At 72.5% G+C, this 18,376-nt stretch carries 17 protein-coding genes; 10 read left to right on the top strand and 7 right to left on the bottom strand.

The genetic code is table 11. The annotated features are described in order from the left end of the window. Positions 1-64: 64 nt before the first annotated feature. Positions 65-1,228 (top strand): sensor histidine kinase, encoded by a 1,164-nt coding sequence (locus ABZ312_RS10320; RefSeq protein WP_500437204.1) that lies wholly within the window; start codon positions 65-67, stop codon positions 1,226-1,228. A 57-nt stretch (positions 1,229-1,285) separates the two neighbouring features. On the opposite strand, the gene ABZ312_RS10315 is transcribed toward ABZ312_RS10320, so the two are convergent. Beyond that, complete coding sequence (locus tag ABZ312_RS10315; RefSeq protein ID WP_500437202.1) at positions 1,286-2,785, bottom strand: MFS transporter; 1,500 nt, start codon at positions 2,783-2,785, stop codon at positions 1,286-1,288. 159 nt (positions 2,786-2,944) lie between these two features. On the opposite strand from ABZ312_RS10315, the gene ABZ312_RS10310 reads away from it, so the two are divergent. The 5 genes from ABZ312_RS10310 to ABZ312_RS10290 all read left to right on the top strand — a co-directional run bounded on the left by ABZ312_RS10310 (position 2,945) and on the right by ABZ312_RS10290 (position 9,306). Further along, positions 2,945-3,676 (top strand): TetR/AcrR family transcriptional regulator, encoded by a 732-nt coding sequence (locus tag ABZ312_RS10310; protein WP_500329532.1) that lies wholly within the window; start codon positions 2,945-2,947, stop codon positions 3,674-3,676. Between the two features lie 152 nt (positions 3,677-3,828). Next, a complete protein-coding gene (locus ABZ312_RS10305; RefSeq protein WP_499516914.1) occupies positions 3,829-5,142 on the top strand; it encodes a sensor histidine kinase in 1,314 nt (437 codons plus the stop codon). A gap of 242 nt (positions 5,143-5,384) precedes the next feature. Then, positions 5,385-6,044 (top strand): response regulator, encoded by a 660-nt coding sequence (locus ABZ312_RS10300; protein WP_500329546.1) that lies wholly within the window; start codon positions 5,385-5,387, stop codon positions 6,042-6,044. Positions 6,045-6,302: 258 nt separating this feature from the next. Further along, positions 6,303-8,228, top strand: coding sequence for a 2-oxoacid:acceptor oxidoreductase subunit alpha (locus ABZ312_RS10295; RefSeq protein WP_500357911.1), 1,926 nt, complete (start codon positions 6,303-6,305; stop codon positions 8,226-8,228). Then, complete coding sequence (locus ABZ312_RS10290) at positions 8,221-9,306, top strand: 2-oxoacid:ferredoxin oxidoreductase subunit beta (RefSeq protein ID WP_500329528.1); 1,086 nt, start codon at positions 8,221-8,223, stop codon at positions 9,304-9,306. The genes ABZ312_RS10295 and ABZ312_RS10290 overlap by 8 nt, the downstream gene beginning before the upstream one ends. A 64-nt stretch (positions 9,307-9,370) precedes the next feature. Here the strand turns inward: ABZ312_RS10290 and ABZ312_RS10285 are convergent, their stop codons facing one another. After that, positions 9,371-9,766, bottom strand: a complete 396-nt coding sequence (locus ABZ312_RS10285; protein WP_499513353.1) for a winged helix-turn-helix transcriptional regulator — start codon at positions 9,764-9,766, stop codon at positions 9,371-9,373. A 105-nt stretch (positions 9,767-9,871) separates the two neighbouring features. Here ABZ312_RS10285 and ABZ312_RS10280 point away from each other — a divergent pair, with 105 nt between their 5' ends. Both ABZ312_RS10280 and rarD read left to right on the top strand, forming a co-directional pair. Further along, positions 9,872-10,729 (top strand): SDR family oxidoreductase, encoded by an 858-nt coding sequence (locus ABZ312_RS10280; protein ID WP_500329526.1) that lies wholly within the window; start codon positions 9,872-9,874, stop codon positions 10,727-10,729. Positions 10,730-10,875: 146 nt separating this feature from the next. Then, a complete protein-coding gene (gene rarD, locus ABZ312_RS10275; protein ID WP_500329524.1) occupies positions 10,876-11,871 on the top strand; it encodes an EamA family transporter RarD in 996 nt (331 codons plus the stop codon). A 61-nt stretch (positions 11,872-11,932) separates the two neighbouring features. On the opposite strand, the gene ABZ312_RS10270 is transcribed toward rarD, so the two are convergent. Next, positions 11,933-12,547 carry a CGNR zinc finger domain-containing protein gene (locus ABZ312_RS10270; RefSeq protein ID WP_500329522.1) on the bottom strand — a complete coding sequence of 205 codons (615 nt, stop codon included), beginning with the start codon at positions 12,545-12,547 and terminating at the stop codon, positions 11,933-11,935. Between the two features lie 65 nt (positions 12,548-12,612). Between ABZ312_RS10270 and ABZ312_RS10265 the strand changes: the two genes are divergently transcribed. Next, positions 12,613-13,062, top strand: coding sequence for a VOC family protein (locus ABZ312_RS10265; protein WP_500357909.1), 450 nt, complete (start codon positions 12,613-12,615; stop codon positions 13,060-13,062). Between the two features lie 105 nt (positions 13,063-13,167). Next, entirely contained in the window at positions 13,168-13,725 is a 558-nt protein-coding gene (locus ABZ312_RS10260; RefSeq protein ID WP_500329519.1) for a flavodoxin family protein, read from the top strand. Positions 13,726-13,735: 10 nt separating this feature from the next. On the opposite strand, the gene ABZ312_RS10255 is transcribed toward ABZ312_RS10260, so the two are convergent. From ABZ312_RS10255 to ABZ312_RS10240, 4 genes are all read right to left on the bottom strand, one after another. Next, positions 13,736-14,608 carry an ABC transporter permease gene (locus ABZ312_RS10255; RefSeq protein WP_500329517.1) on the bottom strand — a complete coding sequence of 291 codons (873 nt, stop codon included), beginning with the start codon at positions 14,606-14,608 and terminating at the stop codon, positions 13,736-13,738. Then, entirely contained in the window at positions 14,595-15,560 is a 966-nt protein-coding gene (locus ABZ312_RS10250) for an ABC transporter ATP-binding protein (protein WP_499513346.1), read from the bottom strand. Before ABZ312_RS10250 ends, ABZ312_RS10255 begins: the two co-directional genes overlap by 14 nt. A 40-nt stretch (positions 15,561-15,600) precedes the next feature. Next, positions 15,601-16,887 carry a LolA family protein gene (locus tag ABZ312_RS10245; protein ID WP_500437200.1) on the bottom strand — a complete coding sequence of 429 codons (1,287 nt, stop codon included), beginning with the start codon at positions 16,885-16,887 and terminating at the stop codon, positions 15,601-15,603. 264 nt (positions 16,888-17,151) lie between these two features. Then, positions 17,152-18,138, bottom strand: a complete 987-nt coding sequence (locus ABZ312_RS10240) for a polyprenyl synthetase family protein (RefSeq protein ID WP_500329545.1) — start codon at positions 18,136-18,138, stop codon at positions 17,152-17,154. Positions 18,139-18,376 lie beyond the last annotated feature (238 nt).

Here is an 18,376-nt window from a genome sequence, read left to right as displayed (position 1 = left end):
CCACCTTTTCCTGGCAGGCGCACCCCATGGCGGTGGCCGCCCGGTCCCCGGCAGGCTTGGCGTCATGACCATCAACTCCCAGCGCGGGGAAGCCGCCCCGCTGCCGCCGGCGCGCTTCGCCTTCGACGCCGTGACGTGGAAGGAGATCGCGTATCTCCTGGCGAACCTGCCCGTGGACCTCGTGGGCTTCGTCTACGTCGCCGTCGTGCTCTACCTCGGCGTCGGGCTGTCGGTGACCGTGGTCGGCCTGCCGCTGCTGGCGCTGGGACTGGCCGGGTGCCGGCTGCTGGGGCGGCTGGAGCGGATACGGGCGCGCGGCATGCTCGGGGTGGCCGTGGACGAGCCCCGGTCGCTGCGTCCCGGGCGGATGGGGTTCTTCCCCTGGCTGTGGACCTCGCTGAAGGACCCCGTGGGGTGGCGGCACGCGCTGTACTTCTTCATCCGGCTGCCGTGGGGGATCGCGACCTTCACCGTCGCCTTGACCTCGCTCTTCGTGGCGTGGCCCGTGCTGCCGTTCATCGCCCGGGGGCTGGCCAACGCGGACCGCGCGATGGTCCGCGGCCTGCTGTCGCCCTCCGACGAGCTGGAGCGGCGGATCGCCGAGCTGGAGTCGGACCGCGGCACGGTGGTGGACACCGCCGCCGCCGACCTGCGCCGCATCGAGCGCGACCTGCACGACGGGGCCCAGGCCCGGCTCGTGGCGCTCGCCATGGACCTGGGCCTGGCCAAGGAGAAGCTGCAGGAGGACCCGGAGGCGGCGGCGAGGATGGTCGGCGACGCCCACGGCGAGGTGAAGCTGGCCCTCCAGGAGCTGCGCGACCTGGCCCGCGGCATCCACCCGGCCGTCCTCACCGACCGCGGCCTGGACGCCGCCCTGTCCTCGGTGGCCGCCCGGTGCACGGTGCCGGTGCAGGTCCAGGTGGACCTGGCGGGCCGGCCGGCGCCGGCGATCGAGGGCATCGCGTACTTCACCGTCTCCGAGCTGCTGCAGAACATCAGCAAGCACAGCGGGGCGCGCCGGGCCGTCGTCGAGCTGTGGCGCTCGGACGGCCGGCTGATGATCCAGGTCCGCGACGACGGGCGGGGCGGGGCGAGCGCGTCGGACGGCGGCGGGCTGGGCGGTCTGGCCGAACGGCTGGACGCGGTGGACGGCCTGCTGGTGATCGACTCCCCGGCCGGCGGCCCGACGACGGTGACGGCCGAGCTGCCCTGGCGCGACCGGGGCTGAGCCGCGTGCGGGAAGGCCGGTGCCCTCCAGCGACGGCACCGGCCTGCCGTGCTTGCGTCAGGCGGCGAGTTCCGCCTCCTGCGCCGGGGTGGTGGAGGGCTCGGGCCTGCTGTCGCGCATGACCAGGGCAGCCAGCAGGGCGGCGGCGAGGACGCCGATCGCGCTGATGGTGAAGGTGGCCGACATCGAGGCGGTGAACGCCTCCCGGGCCGCGCGGACCATCCCGCTGTCGCCCTGGGCGACGGCCAGCGCGCCGGCGATGGAGTGCCTCGCCTCCTCGGGGGTGCCGGCGGGCATCTGGCGGGCGAAGCCGCTCGCCAGCAGCGAGCCGAGGATCGCGATGCCGAGCGCGGTACCGGCCTGCTGGATGGTGTCGTTCAGGGCGGAGCCGACCCCCGCCTTCTCCGGGGGGATGGTGGCCATGAGGGCGCCGACGGCGGCCGGCATCGCCAGGCCCGCGCCGAGGCCGAGCAGGCCGAGGGCGGCCGCCGGGACGGCGAAGCCGGTGCCGGCCGAGACGGTGGTCAGCAGCGCAAAGGAGGAGGCCATGACGAGCATGCCGCCAAGGATCAGCAGGCGGTTGCCGATCCGCGCGGCGAACGTGGTGCCCAGGACGTTGCCGGCCAGCGCGGCGACGGCCAGCGGCACGAAGGCGACACCCGCCTTGACCGGCGAGTAGCCCAGCACGAACTGCAGGTACTGGGTGAGCACCAGCAGCAGGCCGCCGTTGCCGATCTGGACCAGGGTCAGCGAGAGCGAGCCGCCGCTGAAGTTGCGGTGCCGGAACAGGACCAGGGGGACCATCGGCGCGGAGGTGACGTTCTCCCAGACCACGAAGGCGCCGAGGGCGAGGACGGCGACGGCCAGGGTGATCCCGGAGCGGCCGCCGAAGGCGCCGTGCTGCGGGAGCTCGATGATCCACCAGACCAGGGCGGTCATGCCGGCCGCGGACAGCACCGCGCCGAGCGGGTCGGGCTTGCTCCACGGGCCCTTGGACTCCGGCATGAGGGTGACGCCGGCGGCGACGGCGAGCGCGAGCACCGGGACGTTGATCAGGAAGATCGCGTGCCAGGAGAAGTGGTCGATCAGCACGCCGCCGAGCACCGGGCTGCCGACCAGGCCGAGCATCGACACCGAGCTCCACGCCGCCATGGCCCTGCCGCGCTCCTCCTCGTCGAAGACGGTGATGAGGATCGACAGCGTCGAGGGCATGATCAGCGCGCCGCCGACGCCCATCGCGACCCGTACGGCGATGACCTCTCCGGGGCTGGTGCAGAAGGTGGCCGCCAGGGAGGCCGCCCCGAAGAGCAGCAGCCCGACGAGCATCACCTTCCGGCGCCCGAACCGGTCCCCGAGGCTTCCCGAAGCCAGCAGGAGACCGGCGAAGACCAGGATGTAGGAGTCGAGGATCCACTGCGTGTCCTGGGCGCTCGCGCCGATGTCCCCGGTCATCGCGGGCACCGCCACGGTCAGCGCCATGCTGTCGACCACCAGCACCAGCGAGCTGAGGCACAGCACGATCAGGATCCACCAGCGGCGGGGGTTGCGGGTCTCCATGGGGCGTCCTTTCGGGCATCGGCTCCGATGCGTACACCGTTCCTTCGGTGCGAACACTGTACGCACGGCGGAACGGTGTGCGCAACACTCGCTCCTGTACGCTGAATGCGAACGCCGTACGCAGCAATCCGCCCGCACCCCGGTACCCCAAGGAGCGCCATGGCCGCCAGGACGAAGCCGAGCCCGATCCCGTCCGTGTGGGCCCGGCAGCAGCGCGAGGCCGACCAGCCCGCGCTCAGCCGCGGCGCGATCGTCCGCGAGGCGATCGCCATGCTGGACGCCGAGGGCGTCGAGGCCCTCAGCATGCGCAAGCTGGGGGCCCGACTGAACGCCGGCGCGACCTCCCTCTACCGGCACGTCGCGACCAAGGACGAGCTGATGGAGCTGGCCGTCGACGAGGTCGCCGCCGAGATCGCCGTCCCCGCCGCCGGCGGGGCGGACTGGCGCGCCGCGGTCACCGAGGCCGCCGGGTCCTTCCGCGCGACGGCGCTGCGCCACCCGTGGCTGTCCTCGGTCCTGGGCCAGGCGGGCCTCGCCTACCTCGGCCCCAACCTCATGTCGTACTCCGAGCGGCTGGCCGCCCTGTTCGCCGCCGCCGGCTTCCCCGAGCCGAGCCGGGCGATCGACACCCTCCTGAGCTACGTGATCGGCATGAGCACCACGGAAGCCGCCTGGCTCACCACGGTCGCCCGCTCCGGCGAGACCGAGGCCGGCTTCATCGCCCGTCTCATGCCCGCCGCCCAGGCCGCCGCGGCCCCCCACGACCACCTGTCCGGCTCCTACGCCGACCCCACGGCCGCCCTCGAGGACCCGGTCGCGCTGCGCGAGGCCAAGTTCGCCTACGGCCTGGACGTCGTCCTCGACGGGCTGGCGCTGCGGCTCCCCCGCTGACACCGCCCGGGTCCCGGCCGCCGCACCGCGGGGGTGGGGTTTTCCCCAGGTCCAAGACGCCGATCCGCACCATGGGCGCGAGGGCCCCGCAGGACGAGGCTGGAGGCATCACCAGCGGACGCAGAGGTACGACGAAGAGGACGGACGTGACCATGGCATACGGTTTCCCGGAGCCGCGCGAGCACCGGCTGCCCGCGGCGCTGCGCGCGCCGATCGAGGCCCGCACCTGGCGCGAGTTCCTGTATCTCCTGCTGAACCTGCCGATGGGCATCATCGGCTTCGTCTTCACGGTGACGATGCTGTCGCTGGGGGCGGGCCTGCTGGTCACCTTCCTCGGACTGCCCGTCCTCGCCGTGATGCTGGCCGGGTGCCGGGGGCTCGGCGTCGTGGAGCGCGAGCGGGCCCGCCAGTGCCTGCGCATCGACGTGGCCGCGCCGGAACCGCTGCGCCGGCGGCCGGGCCAGGGCTTCATGTCGTGGCTCGGCGGCCAGCTGACCAGCGGCGCCTCCTGGCGGCACATCCTGTACTTCTTCGTGCACTTCCCGTGGGGCGTGTTCACCTTCTCCGTGGCCATCTCCTTCTTCACCTACGGCTGGGGGCTCCTCACGTACCCGCTGTGGCAGTGGGTGTTCCCGGCCTACACCGACCAGCCCGGGCTCCAGCTGTACGGGGACGGCAACGGCAACGGCTGGTGGCTGGACTCGCCGTTCGAGGTGGCCATGACCTCCGTGCTGGGGCTGCTGCTGGTCCTGGCCACCCCCTGGCTGATCCGGGGCATGGCGTACGTCGACCGGGGCCTGGTCGCCGGGCTGCTGGGGCCCTCGCGGCTGGCCAGCCGCGTCACGGAACTGGAGTCGGACCGCGGCACGGTGGTGGACACCGCCGCCGCCGACCTGCGCCGCATCGAGCGCGACCTGCACGACGGGGCCCAGGCCCGGCTCGTCGCGCTCGCCATGGACCTGGGCCTGGCCAAGGAGAAGCTGCAGGAGGATCCGAAGGCGGCCGCCACCATGGTCGAGGAGGCGCACGGCGAGGTGAAGCTGGCCCTCCAGGAGCTGCGCGACCTGGCCCGCGGCATCCACCCGGCTGTCCTCACCGACCGCGGCCTGGACGCCGCCCTGTCCTCCCTCGCGGCGCGCTGCACCGTGCCGGTGCAGGTGAGCGTGGACCTGCCGGGGCGGCCGGTGCCGGCGATCGAGGGCATCGCGTACTTCACCGTCTCCGAACTGCTGCAGAACATCAGCAAGCACAGCGGCGCCTCGCGCGCCACGGTCGACCTGTGGCGCTCCGGGGACCGGCTGATGATCCACGTCGTCGACAACGGGCGCGGCGGCGCCTCCACGGCGCGCGGCTCCGGCCTGGCCGGGCTCGCCGAGCGGCTGGGGGCGGTGGACGGCGTCCTCGCGGTGGACTCCCCCGCCGGCGGCCCGACCACCGTCGCGGCCGAGCTGCCCTGGCGGACCTGACCCCGCGGGGGACCGCTGGGCAGCTCGGCCGCAGGAGCCGGAAGCGCCGGGAGAACCGCAAGAACCAGTAGGACCGGGAAGACCGGAAGAACCGAGAGGACGCTGACCGCGCCCCCGTCCGTCCCTCCCCCGCACTCCGCCCCCGGCGGCAAGGCCGTGTGCCCGCCGCCGGAAGCTGGAATGCTGGGGAGGGACAGCACGTCGACGTCGACACGGGGGAGCCGGTAGCGGTGGAGGACAGGGTGCGGGTGGTCATCGCCGAGGATTCGGTGCTGCTGAGGGAGGGACTGACCCGCCTGCTGACCGACCGCGGGCACGAGGTCGTCGCCGGGGTCGGCGACGGCGAGGCCCTGCTGAAGGTGATCGGCGAGCTCGCCGCGGAGGGCGCGGTGCCCGACGTGGTCGTGGCCGACGTGCGGATGCCGCCGACCCACACCGACGAGGGCGTGCGCGCCGCGGTGCGGCTGCGCCGCGACCACCCGCGGCTGGGTGTGCTCGTGCTGTCGCAGTACGTGGAGGAGCGGTACGCCACCGAGCTGCTGGCCGCCAGTTCCCGCGGGGTCGGGTATCTGCTCAAGGACCGGGTAGCCGATGTCCGGGAGTTCGTCGACGCGGTCGTACGGGTGGCCGGCGGCGGTACCGCCCTGGACCCGGAGGTGGTCGCGCAGCTGCTGGGACGCAGCCGCAAGCAGGACGTACTGGCCGGCCTCACCCCGCGGGAGCGCGAGGTGCTGGGGCTGATGGCGGAGGGACGGACGAACTCCGCGATCGCCAAGCAGCTGGTGGTGAGCGACGGCGCGGTGGAGAAGCACGTCAGCAACATCTTCCTCAAACTGGGGCTGGCCCCCAGCGAGGGCGACCACCGGCGTGTCCTGGCCGTGCTCACGTACCTCAATTCCTGATCCTCTGACGTATCGTCAGAGGATCCCGCGGAGGCGTAGAACCGGAGCGGCGCCGGAAGGCGTCCCATATGGAGGAAGCAGGCAGCACGGGCTCCGGGGGGCGGTGACCGTGACCCATCAGGGCACAAAGGGAGCCCAGCGCGGCGTTCACGATGCGGGAAGACCCGGGAAGGCGACCCTTACCCACGTACGATGGCGCGTGGGACACAAGGTCACGGCCCCGGTCGTGAGCCGCCGCCTCGAAGGAGGTCCGATTCAGTGACCAGCCAGGTCAGCAGCCCGACAACCCCCGATCATCCCGTTCTGGGAGAGCAGCGGAAACCGGCCAAGGAGACCAGGAAGCTCGATCGGGTGGTGATCCGTTTCGCCGGGGACTCCGGCGACGGCATGCAGCTCACGGGAGATCGGTTCACCTCGGAAACGGCGTCGTTCGGCAACGATCTGTCCACCCTGCCGAACTTCCCGGCCGAGATCCGGGCTCCGGCAGGCACCCTGCCGGGCGTGTCGAGCTTCCAGCTGCACTTCGCCGACCACGACATCCTCACCCCGGGTGACGCCCCGAACGTCCTGGTCGCGATGAACCCGGCGGCACTGAAGGCGAACATCGGGGACCTGCCGCGCGGCGCGGAGGTCATCGTCAACACGGACGAGTTCACCACCCGCGCGATGGCCAAGGTCGGCTACGCGGCCTCGCCGCTGGAGGACGGCTCGCTGTCGGCCTACGCGGTGCACCCGGTGCCGCTGACCACCCTGACGGTCGAGGCGCTCAAGGACTTCCCGCTGACCCGCAAGGAGGCCGAGCGCAGCAAGAACATGTTCGCGCTCGGGCTGCTGTCGTGGATGTACCACCGGCCCACCGCGGGCACCGAGGACTTCCTGCGCAAGAAGTTCGCGAAGAAGCCCGAGCTGGCCGAGGCGAACGTCGCGGCCTTCCGCGCGGGCTGGAACTTCGGCGAGACGACCGAGGACTTCGCAGTCAGCTACGAGGTGGCCCCGGCCGAGGCGGCCTTCCCCGCGGGCACCTACCGCAACATCTCGGGGAACCTGGCGCTGTCGTACGGCCTGGTCACCGCGAGCCGCCAGGCGGACCTGCCGCTCTTCCTGGGCTCGTACCCGATCACCCCGGCCTCGGACATCCTGCACGAGCTGAGCAAGCACAAGAACTTCGGCGTGCGCACCTTCCAGGCCGAGGACGAGATCGCCGGCATCGGCGCCGCTCTGGGCGCGGCCTTCGGCGGCTCGCTGGCCGTCACGACCACCTCCGGCCCGGGTGTCGCGCTGAAGTCGGAGACCATCGGCCTCGCGGTCTCGCTCGAGCTGCCGCTGCTGGTCGTCGACATCCAGCGCGGCGGGCCCTCGACGGGCCTGCCGACCAAGACCGAGCAGGCCGACCTGCTGCAGGCGATGTACGGGCGCAACGGTGAGGCGCCGGTCCCGATCGTGGCGCCGAGCACCCCCGGCGACTGCTTCGGCGCGGCGCTGGAGGCGGCCCGCATCGCGCTGACCTACCGCACCCCGGTCCTCCTGCTCTCCGACGGCTACCTGGCCAACGGCTCCGAGCCGTGGCGGGTCCCCGAGCTGGACGAGCTGCCGGACCTGCGGGTGCAGTTCGCGACGACGCCCAACCACGTCGCGGAGGACGGCACCGAGGAGTTCTGGCCGTACCTGCGCGACCCCGAGACCCTGGCGCGCCCCTGGGCGGTGCCGGGCACCCCCGGTCTGGAGCACCGGATCGGCGGCATCGAGAAGCAGGACGGCACGGGGCACATCTCGTACGACCCGGCCAACCACGACCTGATGGTGCGCACCCGGCAGGCCAAGATCGACGGCATCGAGGTGCCCGACGTCGTCGTCGACGACCCGGACGGCCAGGCGCGGACGCTGGTGATCGGCTGGGGCTCGACGTACGGGCCGATCACGGCGGCCGTACGGCGCATCAGGGGCGCAGGGGGCGCGGTCGCGCAGGCCCATCTGCGCCATCTGAACCCCTTCCCGAGGAATCTCGGGGAGGTCCTCGGGCGTTACCAGAAGGTAGTGGTCCCGGAGATGAACCTCGGCCAGCTCGCCCACCTGTTGCGGGCGAAGTACCTGGTCGACGCCCGCTCGCACACCCAGGTCACCGGCCTGCCCTTCAAGGCCGAGCAACTCGCTGCCGCCATCCAGGAGGAGAGCGCAGATGTCTGAGGCGCCTGCCGTCGAACACCGCACGCCGGGGCTGCCGGCGCTGTCCCTGGTCCCCAAGGCCGAAGCCAAACAGTCCATGAAGGACTTCAAGTCGGACCAGGAAGTGCGCTGGTGCCCCGGCTGCGGTGACTACGCGATCCTCGCCGCCGTGCAGGGCTTCATGCCCGAACTGGGCCTGGCCCGGGAGAACATCGTCTTCGTCTCCGGGATCGGCTGCTCCTCCCGCTTCCCGTACTACATGAACACCTACGGGATGCACTCCATCCACGGCCGTGCCCCGGCCATCGCGACCGGGCTCGCCGCCTCGCGGCGCGACCTGTCGGTGTGGGTCGTCACGGGTGACGGCGACGCGCTGTCCATCGGCGGCAACCACCTGATCCACGCGCTGCGGCGCAACGTGAACCTCAAGATCCTGCTCTTCAACAACCGGATCTACGGCCTGACGAAGGGGCAGTACAGCCCGACCTCCGAACTCGGCAAGATCACCAAGTCGACGCCTATGGGCTCGCTGGACGCGCCCTTCAACCCGGTCTCGCTGGCGCTGGGCGCGGAGGCCTCCTTCGTGGCGCGCACCGTCGACTCCGACCGCAAGCACCTGACGGGCGTGCTGCGGGCGGCCGCCGCGCACCCGGGCACGGCCTTCGTGGAGATCTACCAGAACTGCAACATCTTCAACGACAACGCCTTCGAGGTGCTGAAGGACCGGGCCTCCGCCGAGAACGCGGTGATCCGGCTGGAGCACGGGGAGCAGATCCGCTTCGGCGCGGACAACGCCAAGGGGGTCGTACGCGACCGGGCCACCGGCGACCTGAAGGTCGTCGACGTCGACGCCTCGAACGAGGACGAGGTCCTGGTGCACGACGCGCACGCCGCGTCGCCCACGACGGCCTTCGCCCTGTCCAGGCTCGCCGACCCCGACACGCTGCACCACACGCCGATCGGCGTGTTCCGCAGCGCCGAACGGCCGGTCTACGACGTGCTGATGTCCGAGCAGCTGGAGCAGGCCGTCGAGCAGCACGGCAAGGGCGACATCGCCGCACTGCTGGCCGGCAACGACACGTGGACGGTCGTGGGCTGACCCACCGCGTCCTTCACGCCGACCGCACTCACCGCAGCGGCCGTACGGGGCCCGGGCCTGACGATCAGGTCCGGGCCTCGTCGTACGCCCGGCGGGCCGCCATCACCTGCTCCGTGCGGCCCTCGGTCCAGCGGGCCAGGGCCCAGACCTGGTCCGCGGCCTCCTTGCCGAGCGGGGTGAGGGAGTACTCCACGCGCGGCGGGATGACGGGGTGCGCCTCGCGGTGCACGAAGCCGTCGCGCTCCAGGGTCTGCAGGGTCTGGGCGAGCATCTTCTCGCTGACCCCGCCGACCGTGCGGCGCAGCTCGCTGAAGCGCAGGGTGCCGTCGGTCAGTGCGGCGAGTACCAGCACGCCCCAGCGGCTGGTGACGTGTTCGAGGATCACCCGCGAGGGGCAGTTGCGCGCGTTCACGTCCGGGGGCGCCTGCAGCACGGCGGTGAGCTCTTCCCTTACGTCCATACCACTAGCTTACTTTGAAGTGGGTACTTTCTGGAAGTTAGTACTGGCCCTAGGGTTAGTCCCGTCATCACGCACAAGGACACCAGGGACTGGAGTGAACCCGTCATGAGCATCGTCGTCACCGGAGCCACCGGACAGCTGGGCCGGCTGGTCGTGGAGCGGCTGCTGGCCGACCTCCCGGCCGAGCAGGTCGTGGCCGTCGTACGGGACGCGGACAAGGCCGCGGACCTCGCCGCCCGGGGCGTGGAGCTCCGGGTGGCCGACTACGACGCGCCCGCGACCCTCAAGGACGCCTTCCGCGCGGGCGACGTGGTGCTGCTGATCTCGGGCAGCGAGGTCGGGCAGCGCGTCGCGCAGCACACCGCCGTGATCGAGGCCGCCAAGGAGGCGGGGGTCGCCCGGCTCGCGTACACCAGCGTCCTCGGCGGGCCGGCCGCCGACTTCCGGCTCGCCGCCGAGCACCAGGCCACCGAGCAGGCCCTGCTGGACTCCGGGCTGACCTACACGCTGCTGCGCAACGGCTGGTACACCGAGAACTACACCGCGCAGATCGCCGTCCAGCTGGAGCACGGCGTCGCGGGCAGCGCGGGCGAGGGCCGCATCGGCTCCGCCACCCGCGAGGACTACGCGGCGGCCGCGGCCGCCGTGCTGACCGGCGAGGGGCACGAGGACGCGGTGTACGAGCTCAGCGGGGACGAGGCCTGGACGCTGGCCGAGTACGCCGCCGAGCTGGCCCGGCAGTCCGGCCGCCCGGTCGCCTACGCCGACCTGCCCGCCGAGGCCTTCCTGGCGGTCCTGACCGGCGCCGGGCTGCCCGAGGCGGTGGCCGGGATCTACGTCGACGTGGACGTCGCCGGCGTCTCCCGCGGGCTCCTCCAGGGCGGCAGCGGCGACCTCGCCCGGCTGATCGGACGTCCCACCACCCCGCTCGCGGACACGATCGCGGCGGCGCTCAAGGGCTGACCCCGGCCGCCCGCCGGACGGCGGGGCCCCCGCGGCGGATCCCCTCCGGCCGCGGGGGCCCCGCCCCGTGTCCGTCCGGTCCCGGTGCGTTCCCGGTCCGCGGCGAGGGTGTCATGACCGTCATGCGATACGCAGATGACGGGAGAATGCCCCGCACGCTACCTTCGAGCGGTCGGCCAGCGCCCCGGGAGGAACGAGTGAACGAGCAGCGTGCCGGTCTGCTGTACGGATTCGCCGCCTACGGGCTCTGGGGGCTCTTCCCCCTCTACTGGCCGCTCCTCGAACCGTCCGGCGCGGGCGAGATCCTCGCCCACCGCATGGTCTGGTCGCTGGTCGTCGTCTCCCTCGTGCTGCTGGTGATGCGCCGCTGGGCGTGGGTCCCCGAACTCCTGCGCCAGCCGCGGCGGCTGGCGCTGCTGGCCGTGGCGGCGGCCGTCATATCCGTGAACTGGGGCCTGTACATCTGGGGCGTCAACAGCGGCCACGTCGTCGAGACCTCGCTGGGCTACTTCATCAACCCGCTCGTCACCATCGGCCTCGGCGTCCTCGTCCTGCACGAGCGGCTGCGCCCCGCGCAGTGGGCCGCCGTGGGCGTCGGCGCCGCCGCCGTCCTGGTGCTGACCCTGGGCTACGGGCGGCTGCCCTGGATCGCACTGACCCTGGCCTGCTCCTTCGCCACCTACGGCTTCATCAAGAAGAAGGTCGGCATGGGCGGCCTGGAGTCGCTGGCGGCCGAGACGGCCCTCCAGTTCCTGCCGGCGCTCGGCTACCTGGCCTTCCTCGGCACCCGCGGCGACACCACCTTCGCCTCGCACGGGGCCGGCCACGCCGCCCTGCTCGCCGCGTGCGGCGTCGTCACCGCCGTGCCGCTGATCTGCTTCGGCGCGGCGGCCATCCGCATCCCGCTGAGCATGCTGGGGCTGCTGCAGTACCTCGCGCCGGTCTTCCAGTTCGGGCTCGGACTGCTCTGGTTCCACGAGGAGATGCCGGCCGAGCGCTGGGCCGGCTTCGCCCTCGTCTGGCTCGCCCTGGCCCTGCTGACCTGGGACGCGCTGCGGACCGCACGGCGCGGCCGGATCGCGGTGCGCGACGCCGCGGTGGTGCCCGACGAGGCGGCGCCGCGCGGGGCCGTCACCGGCTGAGCGGCGGCGTCCACACGCACGCGCACACGGGCGCACGGACGCACGGGCACACGCACGGGCACTAGCCTTCCGGCGCCTCGTACGCCTCCCTGCGGGAGCGGTGGGCACGGACCTTGTGGCGGTTGCCGCAGTGCTCCATGGCGCACCAGCGACGCCGGCCGGGGCGCGAGGTGTCCACGAAGACCAGTCGGCAGTCGTGGGCGGAGCATTCGCGGACGCGGTCGGCGTGGGGGCCGGAGAAGAGCTCCACCGCGTCCCGTGCGACGGCCGCCAGCACCTGGGTGCCGGTGACCGGGGTACGCCAGGAGCTGCCCCCGTCGGGGGCGAGACGCAGGGTGGGGGGACGCCAGGCGGCGGCCTCGTTCAGGACGACGAGGTCCGGGGCGGGGAGGGGTTCCCCGTGGACGCGGGCGACGGCGATGTGCCAGAGCGCGTCGCGCAGGTAGCGGGCCGCGGCGACGTCCTCCGGGGAGACGGCGAGGCCGCCCGGGTCGGGGCGCAGCCGGGACGCCACCGCCCAGCGGACCAGGTCGGCGGGCTCGTGGAGGACCTCGTGGCGCGCGTAGGCGCCGGGGCCGCCCGTCGGCAGCAACTCAAGGGCGAGCGCGCCCGGATCGAAGCGGTAGGCGACTCCTTCGGATGAATGGAGGACCAGACCGATTGCGGGCTCCGTCATGTAACCAATATAACTGGTTACAGGCCGGCCAAAGGCCGGAGGAGACGCGAACGAGGGGGCACGGCATGGCAGTTCACTGGAAGCTCGTGGTCGACGCGGCGGATCCGCACCGGCAGGCCGCCTTCTGGGCGGAGGCCCTGGAGTACACGCTCGAGGACCACAGCGTGCTGATCGAGAAGCTGCTGGGGTTCGGCGCCGTGACGCAGGACGTCCTGACGGAGGCGGCCGGCCGCAAGGCCTGGCGGGACCTGGCCGCCGTGCGCCACCCCGACGACCCCTACGACGACGAGAAGGGCTCGGGCCTGGGGCGGCGCATCCTCTTCCAGCGGGTGCCCGAGACCAAGACGGTGAAGAACCGGCTGCACATCGACCTCCACCCGGGCACCGGACGGCTGGAGGCGGAAGTGGCCCGGCTGGAAGGGCTCGGCGCGATGGTGCTGCGGCGGATAGCGGAGCCCTCCGGCACCTGGGTCACCATGGCCGACCCGGAGGGGAACGAGTTCGACGTCGAGTAGCCCGCCGGCCCTCTGGGCCTCCGGCACTCGCCTTGACGGCGGGGGCGGCGCGGTGACAACATCTCCATGCGTACGCAACTAATGCATACGCAAGGAGATGACGGGGTGTCGGACTCAGAGCGGTCCTTCCTATTCCTGGTGGGAAGCAGCCGCGCCGACGGCAACACCGAGGCGTTGGCGCGGCACGCCGCCGAGCAGCTTCCGCCCGTGGTGGACCGGCGCTGGCTGCGGCTGAAGGACCTGCCGCTGCCGCTCTTCGAGGACCTCCGGCACGACGGCGACGGCCGCTATCCCGCACCGTCGGGGCACGCCGCGACGCTCCTGGAGGCCACCTTGGCGGCCACCGACATCGTGGTGGTCTCCCCCCTGTACTGGTACAGCGTCTCGACCAGCACCAAGCTCTACCTGGACCACTGGTCGGGCTGGATGCGGGTGCCGGGGCTGGACTTCCTGGAGCGGATGCGCGGCAAGACCCTGTGGTCGGTGACCGTGCACGGAGGCCAGGACCCGGCGACGGCCGCCCCGCTGGTGGGGACGCTGCGCCACACGGCCGACTACGCCGGGATGCGCTGGGGCGGGGCGCTGCTGGGCTACGGCACCCGGCCGGGCGACGTGCTGAGGGACACGGCGGCCCTGGGCCGGGCCAAGACCTTCTTCAGCTGACCGGCGGCGGTCAGGCCGTGATGTCGCGGGTGGTGAAGCGGGCCCAGGCCGCGGAGCCGAACACGGCCACGTAGAGCGCCTGGAGCTGGAAGTTGCTGCGCATCTCGTCCCAGTAGACGGGGTCGCGGACCAGGTCGGCGAAGCTCAGCCAGTAGTGGGGGAAGAGGTAGGGCTGCACGGCGTGCAGTTGGGGGATGGTGTCGACGATCTGCACGGTGATCAGCAGGCCCACGGTGGTGGCCATGGCGGCGATGCCGCTGTCGGTGAGCGTGGAGATGAACAGGCCCAGCGCGGCGATGCCGGTGAGCGAGGCGGCCACGACCAGGGCGACCAGCAGGGCGCGCCACAGCCCCTCGGAGAAGGGGACCGTCGTGCCCGACAGCAGGGTGACGTCGCCGAGCGGGAAGAGCAAGGCGCCGGTCACCAGTGCCGAGACGGCCACGACGAGGGCGCCGATCAGGCAGAAGGCCAGGACGGAGGCGTATTTGGAGACCAGCAGACGGGTGCGCCCGGCCGGGGCCACCAGCAGATAGCGCAGGGTTCCCGCGTTGGCCTCGCCGGCGACGGCGTCACCGGCCACGACACCGATCGCCATGGGGAGGAAGAAGGGCAGCGTCGCGGCGAGCGAGGCGAAGACCAGGAAGAGACCGTTGTTGGTGATCAGCGCGACGAAGGCCGGGCCGTCACCGCCCCCGCCGCCGGCCGAGCCGCCGTCACCGGTCTCGATCCGCACCGCGATCCCGATGAGCACCGGGACCCCGGCCAGGACGGCCAGCAGCGCCAGGGTGCGCCAGCGGCGCAGCACGGTCACCAGTTCGCTGCGGAACAGCCCGAGCGAGCGGATCGGCCACACCGACCTGGTCAGGGTGTCAGCCTGCGACATCGAATCCCTCTCCGGTCAGCGCGACGAACGCGTCCTCCAGTGACGCCCGTTCGACGCCGAAGCCGCGGACGCGGACCCCGGCGGCGACCAGTGCGGCGTTGAGGTCGGCCAGTTCGGGAAGTGCCGCGGGGTCCTGCGGCAGTTCCCCGGTGACCCGGTCGCCGTCGGCGGCCAGGCCGGTGACCCCCTGCTCCTTCAGCACCCGCACCGCCTCGGCGGGGTCGGGGGTGGTGACCACCAGGCGTCCGGCGGAGGAGAGCGCCTCCACCGGGCCCTGGGTGATCAGCCGGCCGCGGGACATCACGGCGGCGTGGGTGCAGACCTGTTCGATCTCGTCGAGGAGGTGGGAGGAGAGGAAGACCGTGGTGCCGTCCGCCGCCAGCTCGCGGACGAGCGAGCGGATCTCCCGCATGCCCTGCGGGTCCAGGCCGTTGGTGGGCTCGTCCAGCACCAGCAGGTCGCGGGGCCGCAGCAGGGCGGCGGCCAGGCCGAGCCGCTGCTTCATGCCGAGGGAGTAGGCACGCGCCTTCTTGCCCGCGGCGGCGGCCAGGCCGACCCTCTCCAGGGCCGCGTCGACCCGGTCCCCGCGGGTGCGGGGACCGGCGGTCGGATCGGCCGCGTCGAAGCGCAGCAGGTTGTCACGGCCGGAGAGGAAGCCGTACAGGGCGGGGCCCTCGATCAGCGCGCCCACGCGCGGCAGGACGCTGCGCACCGCGCGCGGCATGGGCTCGCCAAGGACCCGCGCCGTGCCGGAGGTCGGGGCGATGAGCCCCATGAGCATGCGGATCGTCGTCGTCTTCCCGGAGCCGTTGGGCCCCAGGAAGCCGAAGACGCTGCCCCGGGGGACGGCCAGGTCGAGGCCGTCGACGGCGAGCTGTCCGCCGCGGTACCTCTTGGTGAGTCCGCTCGTGGAGATCGCGTGCTCACCGGTCTCGGCGGACGGCTCCCCCATCGGCGCTCCTTCGCTCTGTGCCGGTGCCTTGCTCCGTGCCCTACTCGGCGGCCGCGTCGGCGGCCTTGATCAGGGCGCCCTGGGTCACGGTGCCCACGTAGACCTTGCCGCTGTCGGTGATCAGGGCGTTCACCAGGCGGGTGCCGACCACCGTGCCCGTGCCGAACTCGCCCTTGACCTCCTTGCCGAAGGTGCCGAGCAGCCCCTGTCCGCCGAGGCCGGGGGCCTTGGCCCCGCCCTCGGACGGGCCGGCGTTCAGCGCCTCCTGAGGCAGCTTCAGCTCGGCGATCGAGTCCCAGCCCTTGCCGAGGACGCCGAGGCCCTCCAGGCCGTCCAGGCCGTCCAGGCCGCCGAGGTCACCGAACTCCTCGTGCGCCCCGCGGGCGTCCTGCCCGGCCTTCCCGTCCGCCTTCCCGTCCGCCTTCTCGCCGGCCTTCTCCGTCGTCACCTTCGCGCCCTTCGGCGGGGTGAAGTCGAAGACCGAGGCGGCGGGCCGGGAGAAGTCGACCTTGGTGAAGGCGACGTCGACGATGGCCTTGCCGCCGCCCCTCGGGGCGAGGGTGAACTTCAGCGGCACACCGGTGCCGGCGTCCACGCCGATCCTGATCGACCCGACCGTGGAGTCGGTGGCCTTGGGCCTGACCACCAGCTGGTAGGCGTCCCGCCCGGCGATGCGCGCGGTGCCGTCCACCGTGACGGTGGAGCTGTCGTCCGCCGCGTCGAGGATCTTCTTCGCGGCTTCCTGCGGGGTGGCCGGCCAGCCCTCGGGCAGTTCGCGGTCGCCCTTGGCCCGGTCCTCACCCTGTGCCTCCCGCGGGAGACCGGTGAGGTGGTAGGCCTGGTTGCTGCCGCTGTCGTAGGCCCAGACCTCGTCACCGTTGTGGATGAGGCTGTACTCCGCGGCGTTCCGGACGATCGACACCTTCTGCTTCTGCGGGCCGTCGGCCGCGACGCGCAGGGTGTGGGAGCCGGCCAGCAGCTGGGTCAGCTGCTCCTTCGGGTCGGCCGAGGAATCCCCGCGGCCGCCACCGCCACCGCCGAACGGCCCACCGGCGCCCGTGGCGCCGGTCAGCAGGGCCGGCAGGCCGAAGTCCGTGCTGATGCGGACCGAGCCGGAGATCGTCTGGGTGTCCGAGGCCGCGACCTTCGCGATCAGCTCCTCGGCCGTGATCCCGGGCAGATCCGGGCTGCCCGCGTTCGCGAGCGCCGGTACGAGCCCGATGGTCGCCGCGGCGACTCCCGCCACCGCCACCGGGACCGCGTAACGTATCGCCTTGGTGCGGCGCCGGGGTTCCCGGTCGTCGTCCATGGGCTGGATGGGTGCCATTACGTCCCTACCTCCGTCGTCAACGGCGGGTTCCCGTCATCGTCGCACTCGTCCACCTCGGGCCATTGTCACCCGATCCGCCGTGTGGTGGTGCCTCTTATCCCATCAATCAGGCCGCTCGGGCGCATCGCCCGCCGGGATCAACTCGGCGTACACCTCTGGGATGACGATCCCTGACAACGGTTCAGGGCGGAAGGCACCCCTCGCCCCCGGTGACCGCACGGGCGCCGGGAGGACGGCCGTCCGGGTCACCTCCGGGCCGACCTAGCCCGCGCGGTGCACCACGGCCTCGCAGAGCCCCTCCAGGGCCTGCTTGGCGGCACAGTCGGGGAGCGGCGCCAGCAGCACCCGCGCCTCGTCCGCGTAGCGCACGGTGTCGCGCCGGGCCTGCTCCAGCGCCGGATGGGCACGCATCAGCTCCAGCGCCTCGGCGTGCCGCCGGTCGTCCGTCAGATCGCCGTCCAGCAGTTCGCACAGCCGCAGGTCGTCCGCCGACGCGAAAGCGTTGGCCTTGGCCACGGCCGAACGCAGGTGCAGCACCGGCAGGGTCGGCACGCCCTCGCGCAGGTCCGTGCCCGGGGTCTTACCGGACTCGTGCGAGTCGCTGGCGATATCCAGCACGTCGTCGGCGAGCTGGAAGGCCGTGCCGACGCGCTCCCCGTACTGGGTGAGGATGTCGACGACGCTCTCGTCCGCGCCGGACATCATGGCGCCGAAGCGGCACGAGACGGCGATCAGCGAACTCGTCTTGCCGGCGATCACTTCCAGGTAGTGGTCGATCGGGTCGCGTCCGTCGCGCGGGCCGACGGTCTCCAGGATCTGTCCGGTGACCAGCCGCTCGAAGGCCTCGGCCTGGATGCGTACGGCCTCCGGCCCGAGGTCGGCCAGTATGTGCGAGGCCTTGGAGAACAGGAAGTCGCCGGTCAGCACGGCGACCGAGTTGTCCCAGCGGGCGTTGGCGCTCGGCACGCCGCGCCGCACCGCGGCCTCGTCCATGACGTCGTCGTGGTACAGCGTCGCCAGGTGCGTCAGTTCCACCACCACGGCCGACGGCACGATGCCGGGCGCGTGCGGGTCGCCGAACTGGGCAGCCAGCAGCGACAGCAGCGGACGGAACCGCTTCCCGCCCGCGTGCACGAGGTGGCGGGCCGCCTCCGTGATGAACGGCACATCGCTCTTGGTGGCCTCCATGAGGCCTGCCTCGACGGCGGACAGCCCGGCCCGGACGGCGGACTCGAGGTCCTCGTCCATTACGCTCAGCCCGAAGGGCCCGACGACGGTCGTCACCTGGGATTCTCCTGTCGCTGAGATCACTTCTGCGGCTTGCGGCGTGGCGCTGCACTACACCTGGCAGAGTAACCGGTCGCCTCTCGATCACTGCGAGGGCATGGCCCCCGCGGGCCACTACGCCCGGTTTTGCCCGCGTGTACGGCCGGTCCTTTCCGGTGCCGCGCCCGGCCGTGGGGCCTCACCGCCGCCCCGCACACCC

The sequence above is a fragment of the Streptomyces sp. NPDC006207 genome (genome assembly GCF_040613835.1).
Taxonomy (GTDB): Bacteria; Actinomycetota; Actinomycetes; order Streptomycetales; family Streptomycetaceae; genus Actinacidiphila.
This window is presented reverse-complemented; position numbering and strand designations above follow the sequence as displayed.

Bases quoted from the DNA above. Each gene is read 5' to 3' on its own strand.
- ABZ312_RS10320 (WP_500437204.1), top strand. From the start codon at position 65: ATGACCATCAACTCCCAGCGCGGGGAAGCCGCCCCGCTGCCGCCGGCG.
- ABZ312_RS10315 (WP_500437202.1), bottom strand. From the start codon at position 2,785: ATGGAGACCCGCAACCCCCGCCGCTGGTGGATCCTGATCGTGCTGTGC.
- ABZ312_RS10310 (WP_500329532.1), top strand. From the start codon at position 2,945: ATGGCCGCCAGGACGAAGCCGAGCCCGATCCCGTCCGTGTGGGCCCGG.
- ABZ312_RS10305 (WP_499516914.1), top strand. From the start codon at position 3,829: ATGGCATACGGTTTCCCGGAGCCGCGCGAGCACCGGCTGCCCGCGGCG.
- ABZ312_RS10290 (WP_500329528.1), top strand. From the start codon at position 8,221: ATGTCTGAGGCGCCTGCCGTCGAACACCGCACGCCGGGGCTGCCGGCG.
- ABZ312_RS10285 (WP_499513353.1), bottom strand. From the start codon at position 9,766: ATGGACGTAAGGGAAGAGCTCACCGCCGTGCTGCAGGCGCCCCCGGAC.
- ABZ312_RS10280 (WP_500329526.1), top strand. From the start codon at position 9,872: ATGAGCATCGTCGTCACCGGAGCCACCGGACAGCTGGGCCGGCTGGTC.
- rarD (WP_500329524.1), top strand. From the start codon at position 10,876: ATGCCCCGCACGCTACCTTCGAGCGGTCGGCCAGCGCCCCGGGAGGAA.
- ABZ312_RS10270 (WP_500329522.1), bottom strand. From the start codon at position 12,547: ATGACGGAGCCCGCAATCGGTCTGGTCCTCCATTCATCCGAAGGAGTC.
- ABZ312_RS10265 (WP_500357909.1), top strand. From the start codon at position 12,613: ATGGCAGTTCACTGGAAGCTCGTGGTCGACGCGGCGGATCCGCACCGG.
- ABZ312_RS10255 (WP_500329517.1), bottom strand. From the start codon at position 14,608: ATGTCGCAGGCTGACACCCTGACCAGGTCGGTGTGGCCGATCCGCTCG.
- ABZ312_RS10250 (WP_499513346.1), bottom strand. From the start codon at position 15,560: ATGGGGGAGCCGTCCGCCGAGACCGGTGAGCACGCGATCTCCACGAGC.
- ABZ312_RS10245 (WP_500437200.1), bottom strand. From the start codon at position 16,887: ATGGCACCCATCCAGCCCATGGACGACGACCGGGAACCCCGGCGCCGC.
- ABZ312_RS10240 (WP_500329545.1), bottom strand. From the start codon at position 18,138: ATGGACGAGGACCTCGAGTCCGCCGTCCGGGCCGGGCTGTCCGCCGTC.